The organism is Streptomyces griseus subsp. griseus, from assembly GCF_003610995.1.
In the GTDB taxonomy this organism is placed as follows: Bacteria; Actinomycetota; Actinomycetes; order Streptomycetales; family Streptomycetaceae; genus Streptomyces.
This window is the reverse complement of the sequence record NZ_CP032543.1, coordinates 1212232-1232698: the sequence shown is the minus strand read 5'-3', so window position 1 is coordinate 1232698 and position 20467 is coordinate 1212232. Positions and strand designations below refer to the sequence as shown.

General features: G+C 72.7%; 18 protein-coding genes and 1 pseudogene. 12 read left to right on the top strand and 7 right to left on the bottom strand.

The features are described 5' to 3' along the window. Positions 1 to 38 precede the first annotated feature (38 nt). The 7 genes from D6270_RS05700 (at position 39) to D6270_RS05670 (ending at position 10147) form a co-directional block, all read left to right on the top strand. Entirely contained in the window at positions 39 to 659 is a 621-nt protein-coding gene (locus D6270_RS05700; protein WP_109166439.1) for a TetR/AcrR family transcriptional regulator, read from the top strand. A 158-nt stretch (positions 660 to 817) separates the two neighbouring features. Further along, positions 818 to 3019 (top strand): molybdopterin-dependent oxidoreductase, encoded by a 2202-nt coding sequence (locus tag D6270_RS05695; RefSeq protein WP_109166440.1) that lies wholly within the window; start codon positions 818 to 820, stop codon positions 3017 to 3019. A gap of 147 nt (positions 3020 to 3166) precedes the next feature. Beyond that, a complete protein-coding gene (locus D6270_RS05690; RefSeq protein WP_109166441.1) occupies positions 3167 to 4573 on the top strand; it encodes a CitMHS family transporter in 1407 nt (468 codons plus the stop codon). Positions 4574 to 4601: 28 nt separating this feature from the next. Further along, positions 4602 to 5894, top strand: coding sequence for an MFS transporter (locus tag D6270_RS05685; RefSeq protein ID WP_109166442.1), 1293 nt, complete (start codon positions 4602 to 4604; stop codon positions 5892 to 5894). Positions 5895 to 6098: 204 nt separating this feature from the next. Continuing rightward, positions 6099 to 7472 (top strand): ABC transporter ATP-binding protein, encoded by a 1374-nt coding sequence (locus D6270_RS05680; protein WP_109166443.1) that lies wholly within the window; start codon positions 6099 to 6101, stop codon positions 7470 to 7472. Between the two features lie 167 nt (positions 7473 to 7639). Beyond that, positions 7640 to 9034 carry an aldehyde dehydrogenase family protein gene (locus D6270_RS05675; RefSeq protein ID WP_109166444.1) on the top strand — a complete coding sequence of 465 codons (1395 nt, stop codon included), beginning with the start codon at positions 7640 to 7642 and terminating at the stop codon, positions 9032 to 9034. A gap of 33 nt (positions 9035 to 9067) precedes the next feature. After that, entirely contained in the window at positions 9068 to 10147 is a 1080-nt protein-coding gene (locus D6270_RS05670; protein ID WP_109166445.1) for a Zn-dependent alcohol dehydrogenase, read from the top strand. A 3-nt stretch (positions 10148 to 10150) separates the two neighbouring features. Here the strand turns inward: D6270_RS05670 and ppk2 are convergent, their stop codons facing one another. The 3 genes from ppk2 to D6270_RS05655 all read right to left on the bottom strand — a co-directional run bounded on the left by ppk2 (position 10151) and on the right by D6270_RS05655 (position 13261). After that, complete coding sequence (gene ppk2 / locus D6270_RS05665) at positions 10151 to 11170, bottom strand: polyphosphate kinase 2 (RefSeq protein WP_202418859.1); 1020 nt, start codon at positions 11168 to 11170, stop codon at positions 10151 to 10153. Continuing rightward, the gene (locus D6270_RS05660; protein ID WP_376205596.1) at positions 11136 to 12119 is read right to left on the bottom strand and encodes a DMT family transporter; all 984 of its coding nucleotides are present in this window, start codon (positions 12117 to 12119) and stop codon (positions 11136 to 11138) included. Before D6270_RS05660 ends, ppk2 begins: the two co-directional genes overlap by 35 nt. A 464-nt stretch (positions 12120 to 12583) precedes the next feature. Further along, the gene (locus D6270_RS05655) at positions 12584 to 13261 is read right to left on the bottom strand and encodes a TetR/AcrR family transcriptional regulator (RefSeq protein WP_109166447.1); all 678 of its coding nucleotides are present in this window, start codon (positions 13259 to 13261) and stop codon (positions 12584 to 12586) included. 90 nt (positions 13262 to 13351) lie between these two features. Here D6270_RS05655 and D6270_RS05650 point away from each other — a divergent pair, with 90 nt between their 5' ends. The 3 genes from D6270_RS05650 (at position 13352) to D6270_RS05640 (ending at position 15635) form a co-directional block, all read left to right on the top strand. Next, a complete protein-coding gene (locus tag D6270_RS05650; protein WP_109166448.1) occupies positions 13352 to 14503 on the top strand; it encodes an acyl-CoA dehydrogenase family protein in 1152 nt (383 codons plus the stop codon). 114 nt (positions 14504 to 14617) lie between these two features. Then, the gene (locus D6270_RS05645; RefSeq protein ID WP_015607581.1) at positions 14618 to 14908 is read left to right on the top strand and encodes a YiaA/YiaB family inner membrane protein; all 291 of its coding nucleotides are present in this window, start codon (positions 14618 to 14620) and stop codon (positions 14906 to 14908) included. Positions 14909 to 14996: 88 nt separating this feature from the next. Continuing rightward, positions 14997 to 15635, top strand: coding sequence for a TetR/AcrR family transcriptional regulator (locus tag D6270_RS05640; RefSeq protein ID WP_109166449.1), 639 nt, complete (start codon positions 14997 to 14999; stop codon positions 15633 to 15635). A 12-nt stretch (positions 15636 to 15647) separates the two neighbouring features. Here the strand turns inward: D6270_RS05640 and D6270_RS05635 are convergent, their stop codons facing one another. Then, complete coding sequence (locus D6270_RS05635; RefSeq protein WP_109166450.1) at positions 15648 to 16109, bottom strand: MaoC family dehydratase; 462 nt, start codon at positions 16107 to 16109, stop codon at positions 15648 to 15650. A gap of 135 nt (positions 16110 to 16244) precedes the next feature. Here D6270_RS05635 and soxR point away from each other — a divergent pair, with 135 nt between their 5' ends. Continuing rightward, positions 16245 to 16733: a redox-sensitive transcriptional activator SoxR gene (soxR, locus tag D6270_RS05630; RefSeq protein ID WP_109166451.1), complete on the top strand. Its 489-nt coding sequence runs from the start codon at positions 16245 to 16247 to the stop codon at positions 16731 to 16733. A 46-nt stretch (positions 16734 to 16779) separates the two neighbouring features. On the opposite strand, the gene D6270_RS05625 is transcribed toward soxR, so the two are convergent. Together D6270_RS05625 and D6270_RS05620 are read right to left on the bottom strand one after the other, a co-directional pair. Further along, positions 16780 to 17520 (bottom strand): 3-keto-5-aminohexanoate cleavage protein, encoded by a 741-nt coding sequence (locus D6270_RS05625; protein WP_161031723.1) that lies wholly within the window; start codon positions 17518 to 17520, stop codon positions 16780 to 16782. A gap of 97 nt (positions 17521 to 17617) precedes the next feature. Beyond that, positions 17618 to 18241 (bottom strand): hypothetical protein, encoded by a 624-nt coding sequence (locus D6270_RS05620; protein WP_031123776.1) that lies wholly within the window; start codon positions 18239 to 18241, stop codon positions 17618 to 17620. Positions 18242 to 18518: 277 nt separating this feature from the next. Between D6270_RS05620 and D6270_RS05615 the strand changes: the two are divergent. Next, positions 18519 to 19000, top strand: a pseudogene (locus D6270_RS05615) (GNAT family N-acetyltransferase). A 20-nt stretch (positions 19001 to 19020) separates the two neighbouring features. Here the strand turns inward: D6270_RS05615 and D6270_RS05610 are convergent. After that, positions 19021 to 20289 (bottom strand): exo-beta-N-acetylmuramidase NamZ family protein, encoded by a 1269-nt coding sequence (locus D6270_RS05610; protein ID WP_109166452.1) that lies wholly within the window; start codon positions 20287 to 20289, stop codon positions 19021 to 19023. Positions 20290 to 20467 lie beyond the last annotated feature (178 nt).

The window sequence follows — 20467 nt, the reverse complement described above, 5'->3', positions numbered from 1 at the left end:
GGGGGCTTGCGGACCGCCCCGGGAAGGTGCACGGCATCATGGGGTCCGTGCCCCACCCGAACCCGAATCTCCGCCGCGCCCCCGTACAGCAGCGCAGCGCCGACCGGCTCGCCCGGATACTCGACGCCTGCGCCGGACTCCTCGAAGAGACCGGTTACGAGCAGCTCTCCACCCGTGACGTCGCGTTGCGCGCCGAGGTGCCCATCGGCTCCGTCTACCGCTTCTTCTCCAACAAGCGGGCCCTTGTCGACGCCCTCGCGCTGCGCAACCTGGACCTCTACGCCGAGCGCATCACCGACCGGCTCGGCCCCCTCCCCGCCGACGACTGGCGCGGGGCCATCGACGCGGTGCTGGACGAGTACCTCGCGATGAAGCGGACCGTGCCCGGCTTCGCCCTGGTCGACTTCGGGCCCCCGTCGCCCGCCGAGGACACGGCGGACGACGCCAACCGCCGGCTCGCGGGCCGGCTCACCGAACTCCTCGCCGGACATCTCGGCCGCCACCCCGGCCCGGAACTGCTGCGGGCCATCCTGGTCAGCGTCGAGGCGGCCGACGCGCTGCTCCAGCTCGCCTTCCGTACGGACCCCGCGGGTGACCCGGCGATCGTGGCCGAGACCCGGACGCTGGTACGGGCGTACCTCGCGCAGATCCTGGACTGAGGGGTCCGGGGCGTCGGGAGGCCGGAGGGCCTGGAGTGCCTGTCAAGTACCCACCCTCCAGGGCCTCCCCGACATGCGTACCGGTCGGTATGCTCACTGTGCCGTCAGCGTCGTACACGCGGTCGGCGCCGCCACCGCCGTCGCCCCGGGGAGGGCCCATGTCCCGCGCATCCCGTACCGCACCGCGTATCTGCCCCCTCTGCGAGGCCACCTGCGGCCTCACCCTCACCATCGAGGGGACCACCGTCACCGGTGCGCGCGGCGACCGCGACGACATCTTCAGCCGCGGCTTCATCTGCCCCAAGGGGGCGTCCTTCGGAGGGCTGGACGCCGACCCCGACCGGCTGCGCGTCCCGCTCGTGAGGGGCGAGGACGGGGAGCTGCGGGAGGCGACCTGGAGCGAGGCGTTCGACCGTGTCGCCGCCCGCGTACCGGCCCTGGTCGAGGCCCACGGCCCGCAGGCGGTCGGGGTGGTCCTCGGCAACCCCAACGTGCACACCATGGCGGGCTCCCTCTACCCGCCCCTGCTCCTCGCCGCCCTGCGCACCCGCAACGTCTTCACGGCGAGCACCCTGGACCAGATGCCCAAGCACGTCTCCAGCGGGCTCCTCTTCGGAGACGCCAACGCCATCCCCGTACCGGATCTCGACCGCACCGACCACCTCCTCCTGATCGGCGCCAACCCGCTGGAGTCCAACGGCAGCCTCTGCACCGCCCCCGACTTCCCCGGCCGCCTCAGGGCGCTGCGGCGGCGCGGCGGCACCCTCACCGTCATCGACCCGCGCCGCACCCGCACCGCCCGCCTCGCCGACCGGCACGTGGCGATCCGGCCGGGAGCGGACGCGCTGCTGCTCGCCGCGATGGCCCACGTCCTGCTCGAGGAGAAGCTCGCCGACCCCGGCCCGCTCGTCGAATTCCTGGAAGGCGCGGACGAACTCGCCACCGCCCTGGCCGACTTCACCCCGGACGCGGTCGCCGCCGCCTGCGATGTGGACGCGGCCACCATCACCGCCCTCGCCCGGGAGCTGGCCGCCGCCCCCACCGCCGCCGTCTACGGGCGGATCGGCAGCTGCACCGTGGAGCACGGCACCCTCGCCAGCTGGCTGGTGGACGTCCTCAACATCCTCACCGGCAACCTCGACCGCCCCGGCGGCGCGCTGTTCCCGCTCTCCGCGACCGCTCGCGCACCCCGCCCCGCCGCCCCCGGCAAGGGCCTCGTTCCCGGCAAGGGCTTCGCCCTCGGGCGCTGGGCGAGCCGGGTCTCCGGCCACCCCGAGGCCAAGGGCGAACTCCCCATCGCCGCACTGGCCGAGGAGATCGAGACCCCGGGGGAGGACCGCATCCGGGCCCTGGTCGTCCTCGCCGCCAACCCGGTCCTCTCCGCGCCCGACGGCGACCGGCTGGACGCGGCGCTCGCCGGCCACCTCGACTTCATGGTCAGCGTCGACCCGTATCTGAACGAGACCTCCCGCCACGCGGACGTCGTCCTGCCACCGCCGCCGCCCGCGCAGAGCGCCCACTTCGACTTCGCGTTCAACTCCTTCGCCGTGCACAACCAGGTCCGCTACACCCCGGCCCCCGTACCGCTGGAGGACGGGCGGCTGGACGAGAGCGAGATCCACGCCCGGCTGATCCTCGCGGTGAGCGGGATGCACGGCGCCCCGCCCTCCGCCGTCGACGACCTCGCCGTCACCACCGCGATCACCAAGGCGGGCGCCCCGGCGGAGCTGGCCGACGAGCTCACCGGCGACAGCGGCCCCGAGCGCCGCCTCGACCTCATGCTGCGGCTCGGCCCGTACGGTCTGACACTGGAGCAGCTTCTCGCCCACCCGCACGGCATCGACCTCGGCCCGCTGAAGCCACGGGTCCCGGAGATCCTGCGCACCCGCTCCGGCCGCGTCGAGCTGCTTCCCGCCCCGATCGCCGCCGACCTGCCCCGCCTGCGCCGGGCGCTGGGCGACCGGCCCGCCCCGCTCGTCCTCGTCGGCCGCCGCCATCTGCGCTCCAACAACAGCTGGATGCACAACGTCGGTTCGCTCAGCGGCGGCTCCAACGTCTGCACCCTCCAGGTCCACCCCGACGACGCGGCCCGGCTCGGGCTCGTGGACGGGGCCACCGTACGGATCGAGTCGGCGGGCGGCGGGATCGAGGCCCCCGCCGAGATCACGGACACCGTACGCAGCGGAGTGGTGAGCCTCCCGCACGGCTGGGGCCACAGCCGCCCCGGGACCCGGATGGCGGTCGCCGCCGCCCACCCCGGCGCCAACGTGAACCAGCTCCTCGACGGCACCCTCCTGGACCCGCTCTCCGGCACCGCCGTACTGAACGCCATTCCGGTGACGGTGACCCCGTCCCCATAACCCCCTCCGTAACACCACTGCGTTGACCTGGGGTTTTGCTCGTATTGCTCACGCGTCAACGTCTTGTTAACCCTTCGAGGGGGCCCCTAACGTCGTCCGGACCGCCGAGACCGGTGGGAGTTCAAGGATGAACGTTAGGTATCCCCCATGCTGACAATCCTCGGCTTCGCCATGATCGCGACCTTCCTGGTCCTGATCATGACGAAGAAGATGTCGCCGATCGCGGCGCTGGTACTGATCCCCGCCCTGTTCTGTGTCGCCGTCGGGCAGGGGGCGAAGCTCGGCGACTACGTCATCGACGGCGTCGGCAACCTGGCGCCGACCGCCGCCATGCTCATGTTCGCCATCGTCTACTTCGGCGTGATGATCGATGTCGGCCTCTTCGACCCGGTCGTCCGGGCCATCCTGCGGTTCTGCAAGGCGGACCCGATGCGGATCGTCGTCGGTACGGCGGTGCTCGCCGCGATCGTCTCGCTGGACGGCGACGGCTCCACCACGTTCATGATCACCGTCTCGGCGATGTATCCGCTCTACAAACGCCTCAAGATGAGCCTGGTCGTGATGACCGGTGTGGCGGCCACGGCGAACGGCGTCATGAACACCCTGCCCTGGGGCGGCCCCACCGCCCGCGCCGCGACCGCGCTCAAGCTGGACGCCTCCGAGATCTTCGTCCCCATGATCCCGGCGCTGGCCGTCGGACTGCTCGCCGTGTTCCTCCTCTCGTACGTGCTCGGTCTGCGCGAGCGCAAGCGCCTGGGCGTGCTCACGCTGGACGAGACGCCGGTACGGGAGCCGGAGCGGGAGACCGTCCTGGCGGCGGCGGGCGGCACAGGCGAGGACCGGCCGCGCAAGGGTTCCGCCGCCTCGGGCACCGGCTCGGCGGACCTCACGGACGACGCGGACGAGGAGGAGTTCAAGGGCCTCGACCCGAACCGGTCCACGCTGCGGCCCAGGCTCTACTGGTTCAACGCCGGTCTGACCGTCGTCCTGCTGACGGCCATGATCATGGACCTGATGCCGATCCCGGTCCTCTTCCTCCTCGGCGCCGCCCTCGCCCTCACCGTCAACTTCCCCCACATGCCCGACCAGCGCGCCCGGATCGCCGCCCACGCCGAGAACGTCCTCAACGTCTCCGGCATGGTCTTCGCCGCCGCCGTCTTCACCGGCGTCCTCACCGGCACCGGTATGGTCGAGAGCATGGCCGACTGGGTGGTCGGGGCCGTCCCCGACGCGATGGGCCCGCACATGGCCATCGTCACCGGGCTGCTCAGCCTGCCGCTCACCTACTTCATGTCCAACGACGGCTTCTACTTCGGCGTCGTCCCCGTCCTCGCCGAAGCGGGCGCCGCCCACGGCGTCTCCCCGCTGGAGATCGCCCGCGCCTCCCTGGCCGGCCAGGCGCTGCACATGTCCTCGCCGCTGGTCCCCGCCGTGTACGTCCTCGTCGGCATGGCCAAGGTGGAGTTCGGCGACCACACCCGGTTCACCGTCAAGTGGGCGGTGCTCACCTCACTGGTGGTGCTCGGGGCGGGCATCCTGTTCGGCACGATCTGATGACCCCCGTACCCCTGGACACTCCCTGATGTCATCCGCACCGCGACCCGGACCCGGCAGGGGCTGGCTGCTGCGCCTCGTCATCGCCTTCGCCTTCGCACAGGGGGCGGTGTCGATGGCGCGGCCCGCCGTCTCCTACCGGGCCCTCGCGCTGGGAGCGGACGAGACGGCCGTCGGCGTCATCGCCGGGGTCTACGCCCTGCTGCCGCTGTTCGCCGCCGTCCCGCTCGGCCGCCGCACGGACCACGGGCGGTGCGCGCCCCTGCTGCCGGTGGGCGTGGTGCTGATCTCCGGCGGCTGCGCGCTGAGCGGTGTGGTCTCCTCGCTGCCCGCGATGGCCGCGTGGAGCGGGGTGATGGGCCTCGGCCACCTCTGCTTCGTGATCGGCGCGCAGTCGATCGTGGCACGGCAGTCCGCCCCGGCCGAACAGGACCGCAACTTCGGCCACTTCACCATCGGCGCCTCGCTCGGCCAGTTGGGCGGCCCGATCGCGGCGGGAGCGCTGATCTCCGGGGAGAGCGGTGCTCTGGGGCGTACGAGCGCACTCGCGCTCCTCGTCTCGGCAGGGGTCTGCGCGGTCGCGCTCACCTCGCTGTGGCGCATCGAGCACCGGCGTACGCCCGGCGCCGGGCCTGCCACCAGGGCAGGGGCGGCCAAGGTCCCGGTCACCACGATCCTCGGCGCGCGCGGCGTCCCGGCCGGGATCTTCATCAGCATGGCCGTCCTCTCCTCCACCGACATCCTCACCGCCTACCTGCCGGTGGTCGGCGAGCACCGGGGGATCGCCCCCGCCACCGTCGGGCTGCTGCTCAGCCTGCGGGCCGCCGCCACCATCGCCTGCCGTCTGGTGATGACCCCGATGCTGCGGCTCCTCGGCCGGACGGCCCTGCTGACCATCAGCTGCCTGCTGGCCGGCCTGCTCTGCGCGGGGATGGTCCTCCCGGTCCCCGTGCCGGTGCTCGCCGTCATGCTGGCCGCACTCGGGTTCTGCCTCGGCGTCGGCCAGCCGCTGTCGATGACCACGGTGGTCCAGGCCGCCCCCGCCGAGGCCCGGTCCACGGCCCTGGCCCTGCGGCTGACCGGCAACCGGCTGGGCCAGGCCGCCGCCCCGGCCGCGGCGGGCCTGATCGCGGGTACGGCGGGGGCGGCGGCCCCGTTCGCGCTGCTCGGCGCCCTGCTGCTGGCCGCGGCGGGGCTGGGCCTGCGGAGCGGACGGGCGGCCCGGGCCTCCTCCGTACGACCGCCGGAGCCCATGCCCGTACGAGAGCGGCAACAGGAGCGGGACGACAACGCGCCCCTGGCCGACCGGAACCGCTCCTGACGCACCGCTCCACCAGAGCCCGTACGCACCCGCCCCACCTCCCCGGTACGCACCCGGCCCGCCCAACCCCGCACGCCCCACACATCTCCAACGCCCCAACCTTCGCGCGAGTCATTCCCACACCCCGCCCGGTGGGCTAACTTCCCCCACAGCCGCTCCCCACCGCGACGTACACCTCGTACACCTTCATCCCGGGGACACTCCATGACGCACGCCATCTCCCTGCACCACGTCAGCAAGAGCTACGGCCGGGACCGGCGGGCCGTCGACCGGTTCACGCTCTCCATCGACCCCGGCGAGTTCGTCGTGCTGCTCGGCCCCTCCGGCTGCGGCAAGTCGACCGTGCTGCGCATGATCGCGGGGCTGGAGGAGATCAGCGAGGGCGAACTGCTCCTCGACGGCGAGTTCGCCAACCACCTCCCGCCGCGCGAACGCGGGATGGCGATGGTGTTCCAGAACTTCGCGCTGTACCCGAGCATGACCAACCGCGCCAACATCGGCTTCCCGCTGAAGCTGGAGAACCCGCGCGAGGACAACACGGCACGGATCGAGGCCACCGCCCGGATGCTCGGCATCGAGCACGTACTGGACCGCTACCCGGCCCAGCTCTCCGGTGGCGAGCGCCAGCGCGTGGCGATGGGCCGGGCCATCTCCCGCAGGCCCTCCGTCTTCCTGATGGACGAGCCGCTCTCGAATCTGGACGCCAAGCTCCGCAACCATCTGCGTGCCGAGATCGCCCTGCTCACCAGGGAACTCGGCGTCACCACGGTGTATGTGACGCATGATCAGGCGGAGGCAATGTCCCTCGGGGACCGCGTGGCCGTGATGCGCGGCGGGGTCCTGCAACAGGTCAGCCCGCCCCGCGAGGTCTACGCGCTGCCCGAGAACGTCTTCGTGGCCGCGTTCATCGGCACCCCGCGGATCAACCTCCTCCAGGCCGTCGTGCACGCCCCGTTGGAGGGGCGGATGTCGATCGACCTCGGCCGCCAGCGGCTCGCCCTGCCCGAACCCCTCAGCCCCGACCACCAGTTGCTCCGCATCCAGCAGGGCCGCCGGATCATCGTGGGGCTGCGCTCGGAGGCGGTCCGGATCGCCCCGCCCAGCCACGCCCGCCCCGGCGAGGTGGCGCTCAGCGGGATCGTGGAGCACGTCGAGTACCAGGGGCACGAGGCACTGGTCCACCTCGACACCGGTTCGCGGGCCGCCGTCGTCCCGGATCTCGAATCGGCCCAGCCGCGCGCCATGCCCCGCCGCCGCAGAGCCGCCGCGGGCCGTTCCGGAGCTGGTGCGCAATGGGCCCTCGGTGTCCTGGACCGGCTGAAGGGGGGGGCCGGGGCGCGGATCAGCGGCCCGGTCGTCACCCTCGACGACCCCGCCCCGGACCCGGTGGCGCTCCGCACCCCCGACCGGCCCTCCGTCATCTCCGGCGACCTGGTGGTGCGCACCGGCCCCGACATGCGGCTGCGGACCGGCGGCCAGGTGCCGCTGCTGGTGGACCTGGCCCACCTGTACGTCTTCGACCACTACGGCCGCCGCATCTGCCCGCTGCCGCAGGACGTGCCCGGGCTCGACAGCTGAGGTCTCCTCGCCGGCGCGGGGGCGTGCGCCTCCCGGCGTGACGCGCGTGACCGGCGTGACGGGTGTCTCCGGAAGCTCCCTGGCGCCCGAAAACTAACGGCGCTAGTTTGGGTGGTGGGGGACAGCGCGTCGGCGCTCCGCACAGCCCGTCCGGGAGGAAACAGCCCATGAAGGCCCATGACCAGATGTACATCGGCGGCGCGTGGCGGCCCGCCGTCGGCCAGGACACGATCGCGGTCGTGAACCCGGCCGACGAGCAGCTCATCGCTCACGTACCGGCGGGCACGGCCGAGGACGTCGACGCGGCGGTGCAGGCCGCGCGCGCCGCGTTCCCCGGCTGGGCCGCCACCCCGCCCGCCGAGCGCGCCGCCCGGCTCTCCGCGCTGAGCGACGCGCTGGCCGCCCGCAAGGACGAGCTGGCCGAGACGATCACCGCCGAGCTGGGCGCGCCGCTGCCGCTCTCGCAGATGGTCCACGCCGCCGTGCCGGTCATGGTCGCCGCCTCGTACGCCGAACTGGCTGCCTCCTACGCCTTCGAGGAGAGGATCGGCAACTCCACCGTGCTGCTGGAGCCGGTCGGCGTCGTCGGCGCGATCACCCCCTGGAACTACCCGCTCCACCAGATCGTCGCCAAGGTCGCCCCCGCCCTCGCGGCCGGCTGCACGGTCGTCCTCAAGCCGGCCGAGGACACCCCGCTCACCGCCCAGCTCTTCGCCGAGGCCACCGAGGCCGCCGGGCTGCCCGCCGGGGTCTTCAACCTGGTCACCGGCCTCGGCCCGGTCGCCGGGCAGGCGCTCGCCGAACACGAGGGCGTCGACCTCGTCTCGTTCACCGGATCGACCGCCGTCGGCAAGCAGATCGGCGCCACCGCCGGAGCCGCCGTCAAGCGCGTCGCCCTCGAACTCGGCGGCAAGTCCGCCAATGTGATCCTCCCCGGCGCCGACCTCGCCAAGGCGGTCAACGTGGGCATCGCCAACGTGATGACCAACTCCGGCCAGACGTGCAGCGCCTGGACCCGGATGCTGGTCGACGCCGAGCGGTACGACGAGGCCGTGGAGCTCGCCGCCCACGCCGTGCTCAAGTACGCCCCCGGGGAGCGGGTCGGCCCGCTCGTCAACGCCAAGCAGCAGGCCCGGGTGAGCGGTTACATCCGCAAGGGCATGGAGGAGGGCGCCCGCCTCATCGCGGGCGGCCCCGACGCGCCCCTGGAGACCGGCTACTACATCAGCCCCACCGTCTTCGCCGATGTCACCCCGGAGATGACCATCGCCCAGGAGGAGATCTTCGGCCCGGTGGTCTCGATCCTGCGCTACGAGGACATCGACGACGCTCTCCGTATCGCCAACGACACCGTGTACGGGCTCGCTGGAGCCGTGTGGGCGGCCGACGACGAGGAGGCGGTGGCCTTCGCCCGCCGGATGGACACCGGGCAGGTCGACATCAACGGCGGCCGGTTCAACCCGCTGGCCCCCTTCGGCGGTTACAAGCAGTCGGGCGTGGGGCGCGAGCTGGGGCCGCACGGTCTGGCGGAGTACCTCCAGACCAAGTCGCTCCAGTTCTGATCCCCGTAACCCCGTTCGCAGAGGAGCCTGTCCGTGGTCCGCGCCGCCGTACTGCCCGCCGTCGGAGCTCCGTTGGAGATCACCGACATCGTCCTGCCGGATCCCGGCCCCGGCCAGGTGCGCATCGCGCTGGCCGCGGCGGGGGTCTGCCACTCCGACCTGTCCCTGTCCAACGGCACCATGCGGGTCCCGGTGCCCGCCGTCCTCGGCCATGAGGGCGCCGGTACGGTCCTGGCGGTCGGCGAGGGCGTCACCCATGTCGCCCCCGGTGACGGCGTGGTCCTCAACTGGGCTCCCTCCTGCGGTGCTTGCTTCCACTGCGGGATCGGCGAGGTCTGGCTCTGCGCCGACGCGTTGAAGGGGACCGCCAACCTCCACGCCCGTACGGCCGACGGCACCGGACTCCACCCCGGCCTCAACGTGGCGGCCTTCGCGGAGGAGACCGTCGTCGCCGCCAACTGCGTCCTCCCCGCCCCCGACGGCATCCCCCTCACCGACGCCGCCCTCCTCGGCTGCGCGGTCCTCACCGGCTACGGCGCGATCCACCACAGCGCCCGGGTCCGCGAGGGCGAGAGCGTGGTCGTCCTCGGTGTCGGCGGCGTCGGCCTCGCCGTGCTCCAGGCGGCCCGGATGGCGGGCGCCTCGCGGATCATCGCGGTCGACGTCTCCCCGGCCAAGGAGGAACTGGCCCGGCAGGCGGGGGCCACCGACTACGTCATCGCCTCCGCCACCACCCCGCGCGAGATCCGCAAGCTGACCGGCGGCCAGGGCACGGACGTGGCGGTGGAGTGCGTCGGCCGGCCCGCGACCATCCGGGCCGCCTGGGAGTCCACCCGGCGTGGCGGGCGTACGACGGTCGTCGGGATCGGCGGCAAGGACCAGGAGGTCACTTTCAACGCCCTGGAGATCTTCCACTGGGGCCGGTCCCTCACGGGCTGCGTCTACGGCAACAGCGACCCGGCCCGCGATCTGCCGGCCCTGGCCGACCACATCCGCGCGGGACGCTTCGACCTGTCGATGATGGTCACCGAGCGCATCGCCCTGGACGGCATCCCGGCCGCCTTCGACAACATGATCGCGGGCAAGGGCGGCCGGGCGCTGGTGGTCTTCTAGGACTCAGTAGTCCGTCGTCCGGGAGGTCGAGGCGGTCGGTCCCAGCAGCCGGGCGTCCATCTCGCCCTCCTCGAACAGCCGGGAGGCCGGGCCCACGATCAGCGGGTCCGGCACCCCGACCACCTCCGGGTCCTTGCCCGGGTAGTCGAAGCGGTCCAGGACGTGCCGCATCGCCTCCAGCCGGGCCCGCTTCTTGTCGTTGCTCTTCACCACCGTCCACGGCGCGTCGGCCGTGTCGGTGTGGAAGAGCATCAGCTCCTTGGCCTCGGTGTACTCGTCCCACTTGTCCAGCGAGGCCAGGTCGACCGGGCTCAGCTTCCACCGCCGTACGGGATCGATCTGCCGGATCATGAACCGGTTGCGCTGCTCGTTGCGCGAGACGGAGAACCAGAACTTCACCAGGTGGATGCCGTCCCGGGCGAGCATCCGCTCGAAGCCGGGCGCCTGGTGCATGAACTCCAGGTACTCGCGGGTCGTGCAGAACCCCATCACCCGCTCCACCCCGGCCCGGTTGTACCAGGAGCGGTCGAACAGCACGATCTCCCCGGCGCTCGGCAGATGCGCCGCGTACCGCTGGAAGTACCACTGGGTCCGCTCACGCTCGGTGGGCTTCTCCAGGGCCACTATGCGGGCACCACGGGGATTGAGATGCTCGGTGAACCGCTTGATCGTGCCGCCCTTGCCCGCCGCGTCCCGGCCCTCGAAGAGGATCACCAGCCGCTCGTCGCGCTCCTTCACCCAGTGCTGGAGCTTCAGCAGCTCGATCTGCAGGGCGCGCTTGGCCTTCTCGTAGTCGCGGCGCCGGAGCTTGTGCGCGTACGGGTAGTCCTCCCGCCAGGCGTCCCGGGCATGGCCGTCCGGCTCCACCAGGACCGGGTCGTCGTCGCCGCTGTCGGCCACCTGGAAGCCGTCGAGGTAGGGCCCGCCGTGGCGGGCCGCCTGTGCGGCCTCCTCGCGGGCGGTCCTCTTCCTCGCCCCGTCGCGACCCTTACGGTCGCCGTGCGCCCCGGTCTTCCGCGTCATGACGGTTTCCCTCCACCGGCCCAGCCGGATTTCCGCGTGTGGGCCCAGTCTGCTGACGGCTCCGGGAGACCGCCACCCCTGCCAGGCAGAGCAGCCCGCCGAGCACCCCGAGCGGGGTCGGCACCTCGTCCAGCAGCAGCCACGCCATGAGCACCACGATCGCCGGGACCGCGTACGTGGTGGCGCCCATCCGGCCCGCCGTGGTGCGGGCCAGCGCGTAGCCCCAGGTGGTGAAGGCCAGCGCGGTCGGGAAGACGCCCAGGTAGATCATGTTCAGCGTGGCGGACATCGGGGCGTCGGCGGCCTCGGAGACCAGCACCCCGGTGAAGGGCAGGCAGGCGACGGCGCCGATCAGGCAGCCGAAGGTGTTGATCTGGAGCGAGGAGCCGTACGCGAGCGCCGGCTTCTGGCTCACCACGCCCAGCGCGTACACCACGGCGGCCAGCAGGCAGAGCGCCACGCCCAGCACGGACGAGGTGCCGTGGCCGGACATGGCGAGGCCGACGACGACGGCGCCGGAGAACGAGATGCCCATGCCCAGCAGCAGCCGTCGGGGCAGCCCCTCGCCGAGCATCCGGGCGCCCATCAGGGCCATCAGGATCGGCCCGACGTTCACGAGCATCGCGGCCGTCCCGGCGTCGACCTCCTGCTCGCCCCAGTTGAGCGCCACCATGTAGAGCCCGAACCACAGCACCCCGGAGGTGACGATCCCGCGCCAGGCGCCGCGCCCCGGCAGCCCTTCCCGGCGTACGAGGAGGATCGCCCCGAGCACCAGGGAGCCCGCCAGCAGCCGCCCGAGGGCCAGCGCACCGGGGGAGTAGGCCTCGCCCGCACTGCGGATGGAGACGAAGGCGGAGGCCCACAGGACCACGGTGGTACAGGCGGCGGCGGTGGCCCGCCAGGATCGGGCGGGGGTGGCCTGGGCCGCGGGGGTCGTCGTCATGGCCACGACGGTAAAGCCGAAAGGCTTCGGCCCCTACCGAATTGCGCCGGACCGTCAATCGGCGGGCCCACAGCCCTTCCGGCCCGTGCGCGCCCTTCCGGCCTGTGCGCGCACTCTCATCCCGCGCCCGCTCCCAGCCGTTCCGTGCAGCCTCCCGGCCCGCCCGCGCACTTCCAGCCCGTCCGGCACCCGTCCGGCCCGTCCGGCTTTCGAAGGCGGAACCGGTGCTCGGGGCGGGCGGCGACCAGGCGTTCCGGACTCGGAAGGGGCGCACGGTGCCACCACGGCTTTGTCCTCGAACGCCGGACGGGCTGGAACAGCCCCCGGTCTCCGGCCTGAGCACGCCGGACAGCGCCGGGCCGCAGCCAGATGCTCGCCGGCGGTGGACGGACCGAGCGAGGCGTACCGGGCCGGCTGCCCGGCCGTACGGCCCGCCGGGCGCGGAGAAGGGCTCATGGGCCCGGGGTGCGTCAAGGGCGGTTCGGCGCCCGCCGAGCCTTCTCCGTGGGCCGCGCATACTCCTCGTACTGGACCGCCAGCCCGTCCAGTAGCGCCCGCAGGCCCGTCTCGAAGGCCCCCTCGTCGACCTGCCGCCGATGGTCGGCCAGCAGGTGCGCCTGGCCCAGGTGCGGGTAGTCCGCCGGGTCGTACGCGCTCTCGTCGTCCACGAACCCCCCGGCGAACGACCCCAGCGCCGACCCGGTGATGAAGTACCGCATCAGCGCCCCTATCCGGGTGGCCTGAGCGGGCGGCCACCCCGCCCCCACCATCCCCCCGAACACCGCGTCGGCGACCCGCAGCCCCGCCGGCCGCCGCCCTGGCCCGCGGGCGAGGACCGGCACGATGTGCGGGTGCGCGGCGAGGGCGGCCCGGTAGGAGAGCGCCCAGTCGTGCAGGGCCTCCCGCCAGCCGCGCGGGTCCGACTCCTCGAACATCGACAGATCGACCTGTACGGAGACGGTGTCGGCGACCGCGTCGAGGATCTCGTCCTTGTTGCGGAAGTGGTTGTAGAGCGATGGCCCGCTGACCCCCAGCACGCCCGCCAGCCTCCGCGTGGAGACCGCGTCCAGCCCTTCGGCGTCCACGAGCGCGCTCGCCGCCTCGACGATGCGGTCTCTGCTCAGGAGGGGCTTGCGCGGTCGGGCCATGCGGCTCATAGTAGGCGCTGCGGACCAGAAACTAGCAGTGCTAATTAAGTGGCGTGCTGAAGCGGCGCGCGAGAAGTGAGGTGGCGCGCGATGAACCTGGAGCTCAGCGAGGAGCAGGAAGCCGTCCGGCGGCTGGCCGAGGAGTTCGTGGCCCGCGAGGTCGCCCCGCACGTCATCGCCTGGGACCGGGCCGAGAATGTCGACAGGTCGATCGTGAAGAAGCTCGGCGCGCTCGGCTTCCTCGGCCTCACCGTCCCCGAGGAGTACGGCGGCTCCGGCGGTGACCACCTCACCTACTGCCTGGTCACCGAGGAGCTGGGCCGCGGGGACTCCTCCGTGCGCGGCATCGTCTCCGTCTCGCTCGGCCTGGTCGCCAAGACCATCGCCTCCTGGGGCGACGAGGAGCAGAAGCGGCAGTGGCTGCCCCGGCTCACCTCCGGCGAGGCGATCGGCTGCTTCGGCCTCACCGAACCCGGCACCGGCTCCGACGCCGGGAACCTCGCCACCAGGGCCGTACGCGACGGCGGTGACTATGTCGTCAACGGCACCAAGATGTTCATCACCAACGGCACCTGGGCCGATGTGGTGCTGCTCTTCGCCCGCACGAACGACGCCCCCGGCCACCGAGGCGTCTCCGCCTTCCTCGTCCCCGCCGACACCCCGGGCCTGACCCGCCGCACCATCCACGGCAAGCTCGGCCTGCGCGGCCAGGCCACCGCCGAACTGGTCCTGGAGGACGTCCGCGTACCGGCCACCACCCTCCTCGGCCCCGAGGGCAAGGGCTTCACCGTCGCCATGTCGGCCCTCGCCAAGGGCCGGATGTCGGTCGCGGCGGGCTGCGTCGGCATAGCCCAGGCCGCCCTGGACGCCTCCGTGCGGTACGCCGGTGAGCGCGAGCAGTTCGGAAAGGGCATCGCCGGACACCAGCTCGTGCAGGAGCTGCTCAGCGACATCTCCGTGGACGTCGAGGCGGCCCGGCTGCTCACCTGGCGGGTCGCCGACCTCGTCGACCGGGGCCGGGAGTTCGCCACCGCCGCCTCCCAGGCCAAGCTGTACGCCTCCGAGGCCGCCGTCCGCTGCGCCAACAACGCCATCCAGGTCTTCGGCGGCTACGGCTACATCGACGAGTACCCGGTCGGCAAGCTGCTCCGCGACGCCCGCGTGATGACGCTCTACGAGGGCACCAGCCAGATCCAGAAGCTCATCATCGGCCGCGCGCTGACAGGCGTCTCCGCGTTCTGACCGCAGCCGCAGCCGCAGCCACCCGCCCGCCGCCCCGGCTCGTACGCGTGTCTGAGTAGCCGACTGAGTACGGGCACGGATGTGGCGTGCACCACGTCGGCGGATGCTGGGCCCATGAGTGACACGACATCGGTCAAGCAGCAGAGCACCGCCGCCTTCTACGGCCAGGCCGTCGCCTCCTTCCTGGTGGCGATGGGCGCGGTGGCCCTCGGTATCTTCTTCCTCGACGCCGACGCCTGGGTGCGCGGCTTCCTCGCCATCGGGGTGCTCTACCTCGTGACGTCCTGCTTCACGCTGGCCAAGGTGATCCGGGACCGGCAGGAGGCCGGGCAGATCGTCAGCCGGGTCGACCAGGCCCGGCTGGAGAAGATCCTCGCCGAGCACGACCCCTTCCAGAAGCTCTGACATCCGTACCGCCCCCGAGCTGCCCCTAAGCGCTTGCTCAGGTTCGGGGTATGGTGTTCGTCCTGTTGACGGAGAGGGGCCCTGGGCGATGAGTACGGCGGAGGAGACGAGCGGCGACGACGCTCCCTGGGGCGAGGTCACCCCCGAGGCGGCCAGGCGGCTCCTCGTCGCCGCGGTCGACGCCTTCGCCGAGCGCGGGTACCACGCGACCACCACCCGCGACATCGCCGGCCGCGCCGGGATGAGCCCGGCCGCCCTCTACATCCACTACAAGACGAAGGAAGAGCTGCTCCACCGGATCAGCAAGATCGGCCACGACCGGGCGCTGTACGTCCTCCAGGCCGAGGCCGACCGGGACGGCACGGCCGCCGAGCGGCTCGCCGGAGCCGTACGGTCCTTCGTCCGCTGGCACGCCGAGCGCCACACCACCGCCCGCGTCGTCCAGTACGAACTCGACGCCCTGGGCCCCGAGCACCGCACCGAGATCGTCGAACTCCGTCGCAGGAGCGACGCGGTGGTGCGCCGGATCATCAGCGAGGGTGTGGAGGCGGGGGAGTTCGACGTCCCCGACGTCCCCGGCACCACCCTCGCGGTGCTGTCCCTCTGCATCGACGTGGCCCGCTGGTTCAACGCCCAGGGCAGCCGCACGCCCGACGAGGTCGGCGCGCTCTACGCCGACCTCGTGCTGCGGATGGTCGGGGCCCGCACGGCCCCGGACCCGACGTAGCGGCGGGAGAGGTCAGAAGTAGTAGCGGGACACCGACTCGGCGACACAGGCCGGCTTCTCGCCGCCCTCACGCTCCACGGTGACGCGTGCGGTGATCTGTACGCCGCCCCCCGCCTCCTCGACGTTCGTGAGCACCGCCGTGGCCCGCAGCCGTGAACCGACCGGGACGGTGGAGGGGAAACGCACCTTGTCGGTCCCGTAGTTGATGCCCATCTTCATGCCCTCGACCCGCATGACCTGCGGCACCAGCGCGGGCAGCAGCGAGAGCGTCAGATAGCCGTGCGCGATGGTCGTGCCGAAGGGTCCGTTCGCGGCGCGCTCCGGGTCCACATGGATCCACTGATGGTCGCCGGTCGCCTCGGCGAACAGGTCGATCCGCTTCTGGTCGACCTCCAGCCAGTCGCTGTGTCCGAGCTGCTCGCCCACTCCGTCGCGCAGCTCCTGTGCGGACGTGAAGATCTTCGGCTCTGCCATGTTCCGGGTCCCTGCCTTCCGGCTCGCCGCGCCTTCCGGCGCAGATGTCTAAGCGCTTGCTCAGCATCGTGGTGCGGTGGCCTCCTGTCAACGATCGGCGGCGGTCCACGGCGGGGGAGCAGTAGGGTTTCAGGAGTGCCACAGATCCCACAGACACTCCACGAACTCTCGGTCGGCCAGCTCTCGGCGCGCAGCGGCGCCGCGGTCTCCGCGCTGCATTTCTACGAGTCCAAGGGCCTGATCAGCAGCCGCCGCACCGGCGGCAACCAGCGCCGCTACTCGCGCGACGCCCTGCGCCGCGTCGCCTTCGTGCGGGCGGCGCAGCGCGTCGGCATCCCGCTGGCCACGATCCGGGACGCACTCGCCGCCCTGCCCGAGGAGCGCACCCCGAACCGGGAGGACTGGGCCCGCCTCTCGGCGGCCTGGCGCCGGGAACTGGACGAGCGGATCGAGCAGTTGCACCGGCTGCGCGACCATCTGACCGACTGCATCGGCTGCGGCTGTCTGTCCCTGGAGAACTGTGTGCTGTCCAACCCCGACGACATCTCCGGCGAACGGATCACCGGCTCGCGCCTGATGCCCGAGCGCAGGCAGGACCTGGAGGCGGAGGGGGAGCGCGGCTGATCCAGGGTGCGTCCGGCGGACCTTGACCGGGTCCGCCGGACGCACCCTAGGACGCCGCGCGCGGATCTCCGGCCGCCGTCTGCCGTAACCGCACCGCCGCGGTGACCAGTTCGGCGTTCGAGCGGGCGGGGCGGCCGTCCGGCAGCAGCGTCACGTCCTCCGCGCCGATCCGGGTGTCCAGGCCCAGCCGGAAGGCCAGCGCGGCCACCGGCCACGCCCCGCCGTCCTCCCCGTGCAGCAGCACCGGGCGGCCGTGCGCGGCGCCCACCTCGGCCAGGAGCAGCCGGGCCGAGCCGGTCGCCGTCGCCGGGTCCGTGTCGGTGACCTCGGCCAGCACCCGCAAGGCCCGGGGCGCCAAGGGCGAGCGGCGGAAAAGGCGGTGCCCCTCCGTCCCCGACCAGAGCCCCGCCTCCACGCCCACGCCCCGCTCCAGCAGCGCGGCCGCCAGCTCCTCGGCGCCCGGCTCGTGCCAGTTGACCGAGGCGTGGTCGGGCAGCACCGTCCACGCCCGCACCCGCTCCACCCGGCGCCGCGGATCCGGCTCGGCCCAGGCGCCCGTCGTCACCCCGACCGGGACGCGCACCGCCGCTCGTATCGCCGTCAGCGTCGCGGCCACCACCCGGGGCGAGAGCGTGTCCTGCCCGCAGGGGGTCCGCGGATGCACATGGATGTCGGTGGCACCGGCGGCGACGGCCTCGGCCGCCGACCGGGCCAGGGCTTCGGGGGACAGCGGCACGGCGGCCGAAGCCTCCGCACCGCGCCGGCCGTTCAGGCAGACCTGGATCATGTCCCCGATGGTGACATCCACCACTGACAACGCCACTGACAACTCCGCCGGCAACGCCATCGGCGCCATCGGTGACGTCCGCCCCGGAGAGAACGTCCTACGCCGCTGCCGCCGCGGCGAGCCTCCGGTGCCGTACCAGCCGGGCCCTCGCCAGCGTGCGGTCCGTCAGCACCGGCTGCGGCACCGCGATCCCGCACGCCGTGCACACCGGACCGGACCACGGCTCGTGCCCGCGCTCCCGCTCCTGCCGCCACTCGATCCCGGTGTCCGCACAGACCGGGCAGGCGGAGCCGGGGCCGGAGCCGAGCGCCGCGATCAGCCGGCGCAGCACCTCGGCGAGCGGCTCGCTGGGGTGGACCTCCGGGTCCGCGCAGCGGGCCACCCCGTGGCCGCCCCATGTCCGGCGGTGCCAGTCGTCGAAGGCGCCGGGCCGCCGCAGGCCCTCGTGCTTCTCGCGCCGCCGCCGCTCGGCGAACCCCGCCTCGTAGGCGAGCCAGATGGCCCGCGCCTCCTCCAGCTCCTCCAGGGCGCCCAGCAGGCGCGCCGGATCGGGGGCCCGGTCCTCGGGATCGATCCCGTGCCGGGCGCACAGATGGTCCCAGGTCGCCCGGTGACCGTACGGGGCGAACCTCTCCAGACACTTGCGCAGTGAGTACCGCCGCAGGGCCAGATCACCCAGCGGATCGCGGACCTGTCTCGCAAGACTCCGGAAACCGGCCATGCCTGCCACCTCCGTCGTTCGTCCTTCGGCGTCAAGGAGTGGACGTACGCCTGCCCGTTTCGGCTCCATCGAAAGATGGAAACCGCCCATTGGCTGAGACTCCCCATGTCGGGCGGGGGTCACGGACAGAAGCGGAACGGCGCACGGACGGGTGGTGAGAGGGCGCGCGGGTGTGCGGGGGCTTGTGCTGCCCCGGCGTCCGGAGGCTGTTCGCACCCACCGCTGACCAGGGAGAACTGGTGACTGAGCCCCCGGACGGGTGCGCTTGGCCGTCCCTATGACAGCCGCCTCCCTCCGCCTCGAAAAGGTCACGCCCGACACCGTGCTGGACGCCTGTCGGCTGGAAGTCGCCCCCGAGCAGCGGAAGTTCGTCCCGCCGGTCGCGCGGTCCTTGGCCGAGGCCTGTGTGCACCCCGAGGCCGCCTGGCCCCGGCTGATCCACGACGGCGACCGCATCGTGGGCTTCGTGACGGCCTTCTCCGACGCGCGGTTCGGCTACGACGCCGGTGTGCCGGACGCCCCGCCGCGCTCCGGCCTCCGGCGGCCCGCCGTCGCGGCCGGGGAGCGGGGCCGGGGGTACGGACGGTTCGCGGTGGGGGCGGTGAACGAGGAGATCCGCCGGCGGGGCGGGACGGTCTCGACGGTCACCTGGCACCCCGGGGAGGGCGGCCGGAGCAGTTCTCCCTTGAGCTCGGCCACCGCAAGGGGGGCCTGACGGACGACGGCGAGTACCTCGCCGACCGCGACCTCGCCGGCTGAACCCGGCGACGGGCCCCGCACTACCCCCCGTACCGCAGATACCTCCGCCGCTTCGCCCGGAACGCCGTCAGGTCCGCCTGCCACGCCGCCACCACCGCGTCCGTGTCCGCCCCGGCGTCGATCATGGTGCGGACCCTGGTGTTCCCGGTGAGCTTGTCGATCCAGTTGTCCGGGCGCCAGGCGAACCCGCTCCACGTCCGCTTCGCCGTGACCAGCAGGCCGATGCCCGTGCGCACCGGGTCGAAGACCTCCCGGTCCTGGACGTGCACCTGCACCCCGCCCACCGTCTTCCCCTCGAACTTGGAGAACGTCGGCGCGAAGTACGCCTCCCGGAAGGCGACCCCCGGCAGCCGCAGCGCGTTGGCGGCGGCCGCCCAGCGGTGGTCGATGCCCTCCGCGCCCAGCAGCTCGAAGGGGCGCGTGGTGCCCCGGCCCTCGGAGAGGTTCGTGCCCTCGAAGAGGCAGGTGCCGGGGTAGACGAGGGCTGTCTCCGGCGTCGGCATGTTCGGACTCGGCGGCACCCACGGGAGTCCGGTGGCGTCGAAGAAGTCCGAGCGCCGCCATCCCGACATCGTCACCACCTCCAGCCGCACCGGATTCTCGTGCAGGAACTCCGCGTTGAAGAACAGCGCCAGCTCCGCCACCGTCATCCCGTGCGCCTGGGCGATCTCCCGGCGGCCGACGAACGTGGCGAACGCCGGGTCCAGCACCGGACCCAGCGCCGCCCGCCCGGTCACCGGGTTGGGCCGGTCCAGCACCACCAGCCGCTTGCCCGCGAGCGCGGCCGCCTCCATGCAGTCGTACAGCGTCCAGATGTACGTGTAGAAGCGCGCGCCCGCGTCCTGGATGTCGAAGAGCACCGTGTCCACGCCCGACGCGGTGAAGATGTCCGCGAGCTCCTGCCCGCTCTTGAGGTACGTGTCGTAGACCGGCAGCCCGGTCGCCGGGTCGTCGTAGCGCCCCTCCGAACCGCCCGCCTGCGCGGTCCCCCGGAAGCCGTGCTCGGGGCCGAAGACGGCGGTCAGGTTCACCCGGGAGTCCGGGTGCATCACGTCGACGATGTGCCGTACGTCGGCGGTGACCCCGGTCGGGTTGGTGACGATGCCGACCTTCCGGCCCCTCAGCAGCCGGTAGCCGTCGGCCGCCAGCCGGTCGAAGCCGGTACGCACCCGTGTGCGCCCGTGCCCGGGGCCGCGTACGGAGGCGGTGGCCGCTGCTCCACCGGTACCGGCCGCCAGCGCTCCCAGAGCGCCTCCGGCGGCCAGCACACCACGTCGGGACAGACTCATTCCGCTACCTCCATGATCGCGCCGACTGTCATGGCCACGCACGCTAGCGCGACCGCAGGCCGCACGGAACGACCCGGGCCGCGCCGATTCCCCGAGCCGGACCGCCACCCCGCCGACCTGCCCCGGGGGCCTTCCCGGCCCTTCCCCGATCACATACCGACCGGTTAGTCTGCCGGTG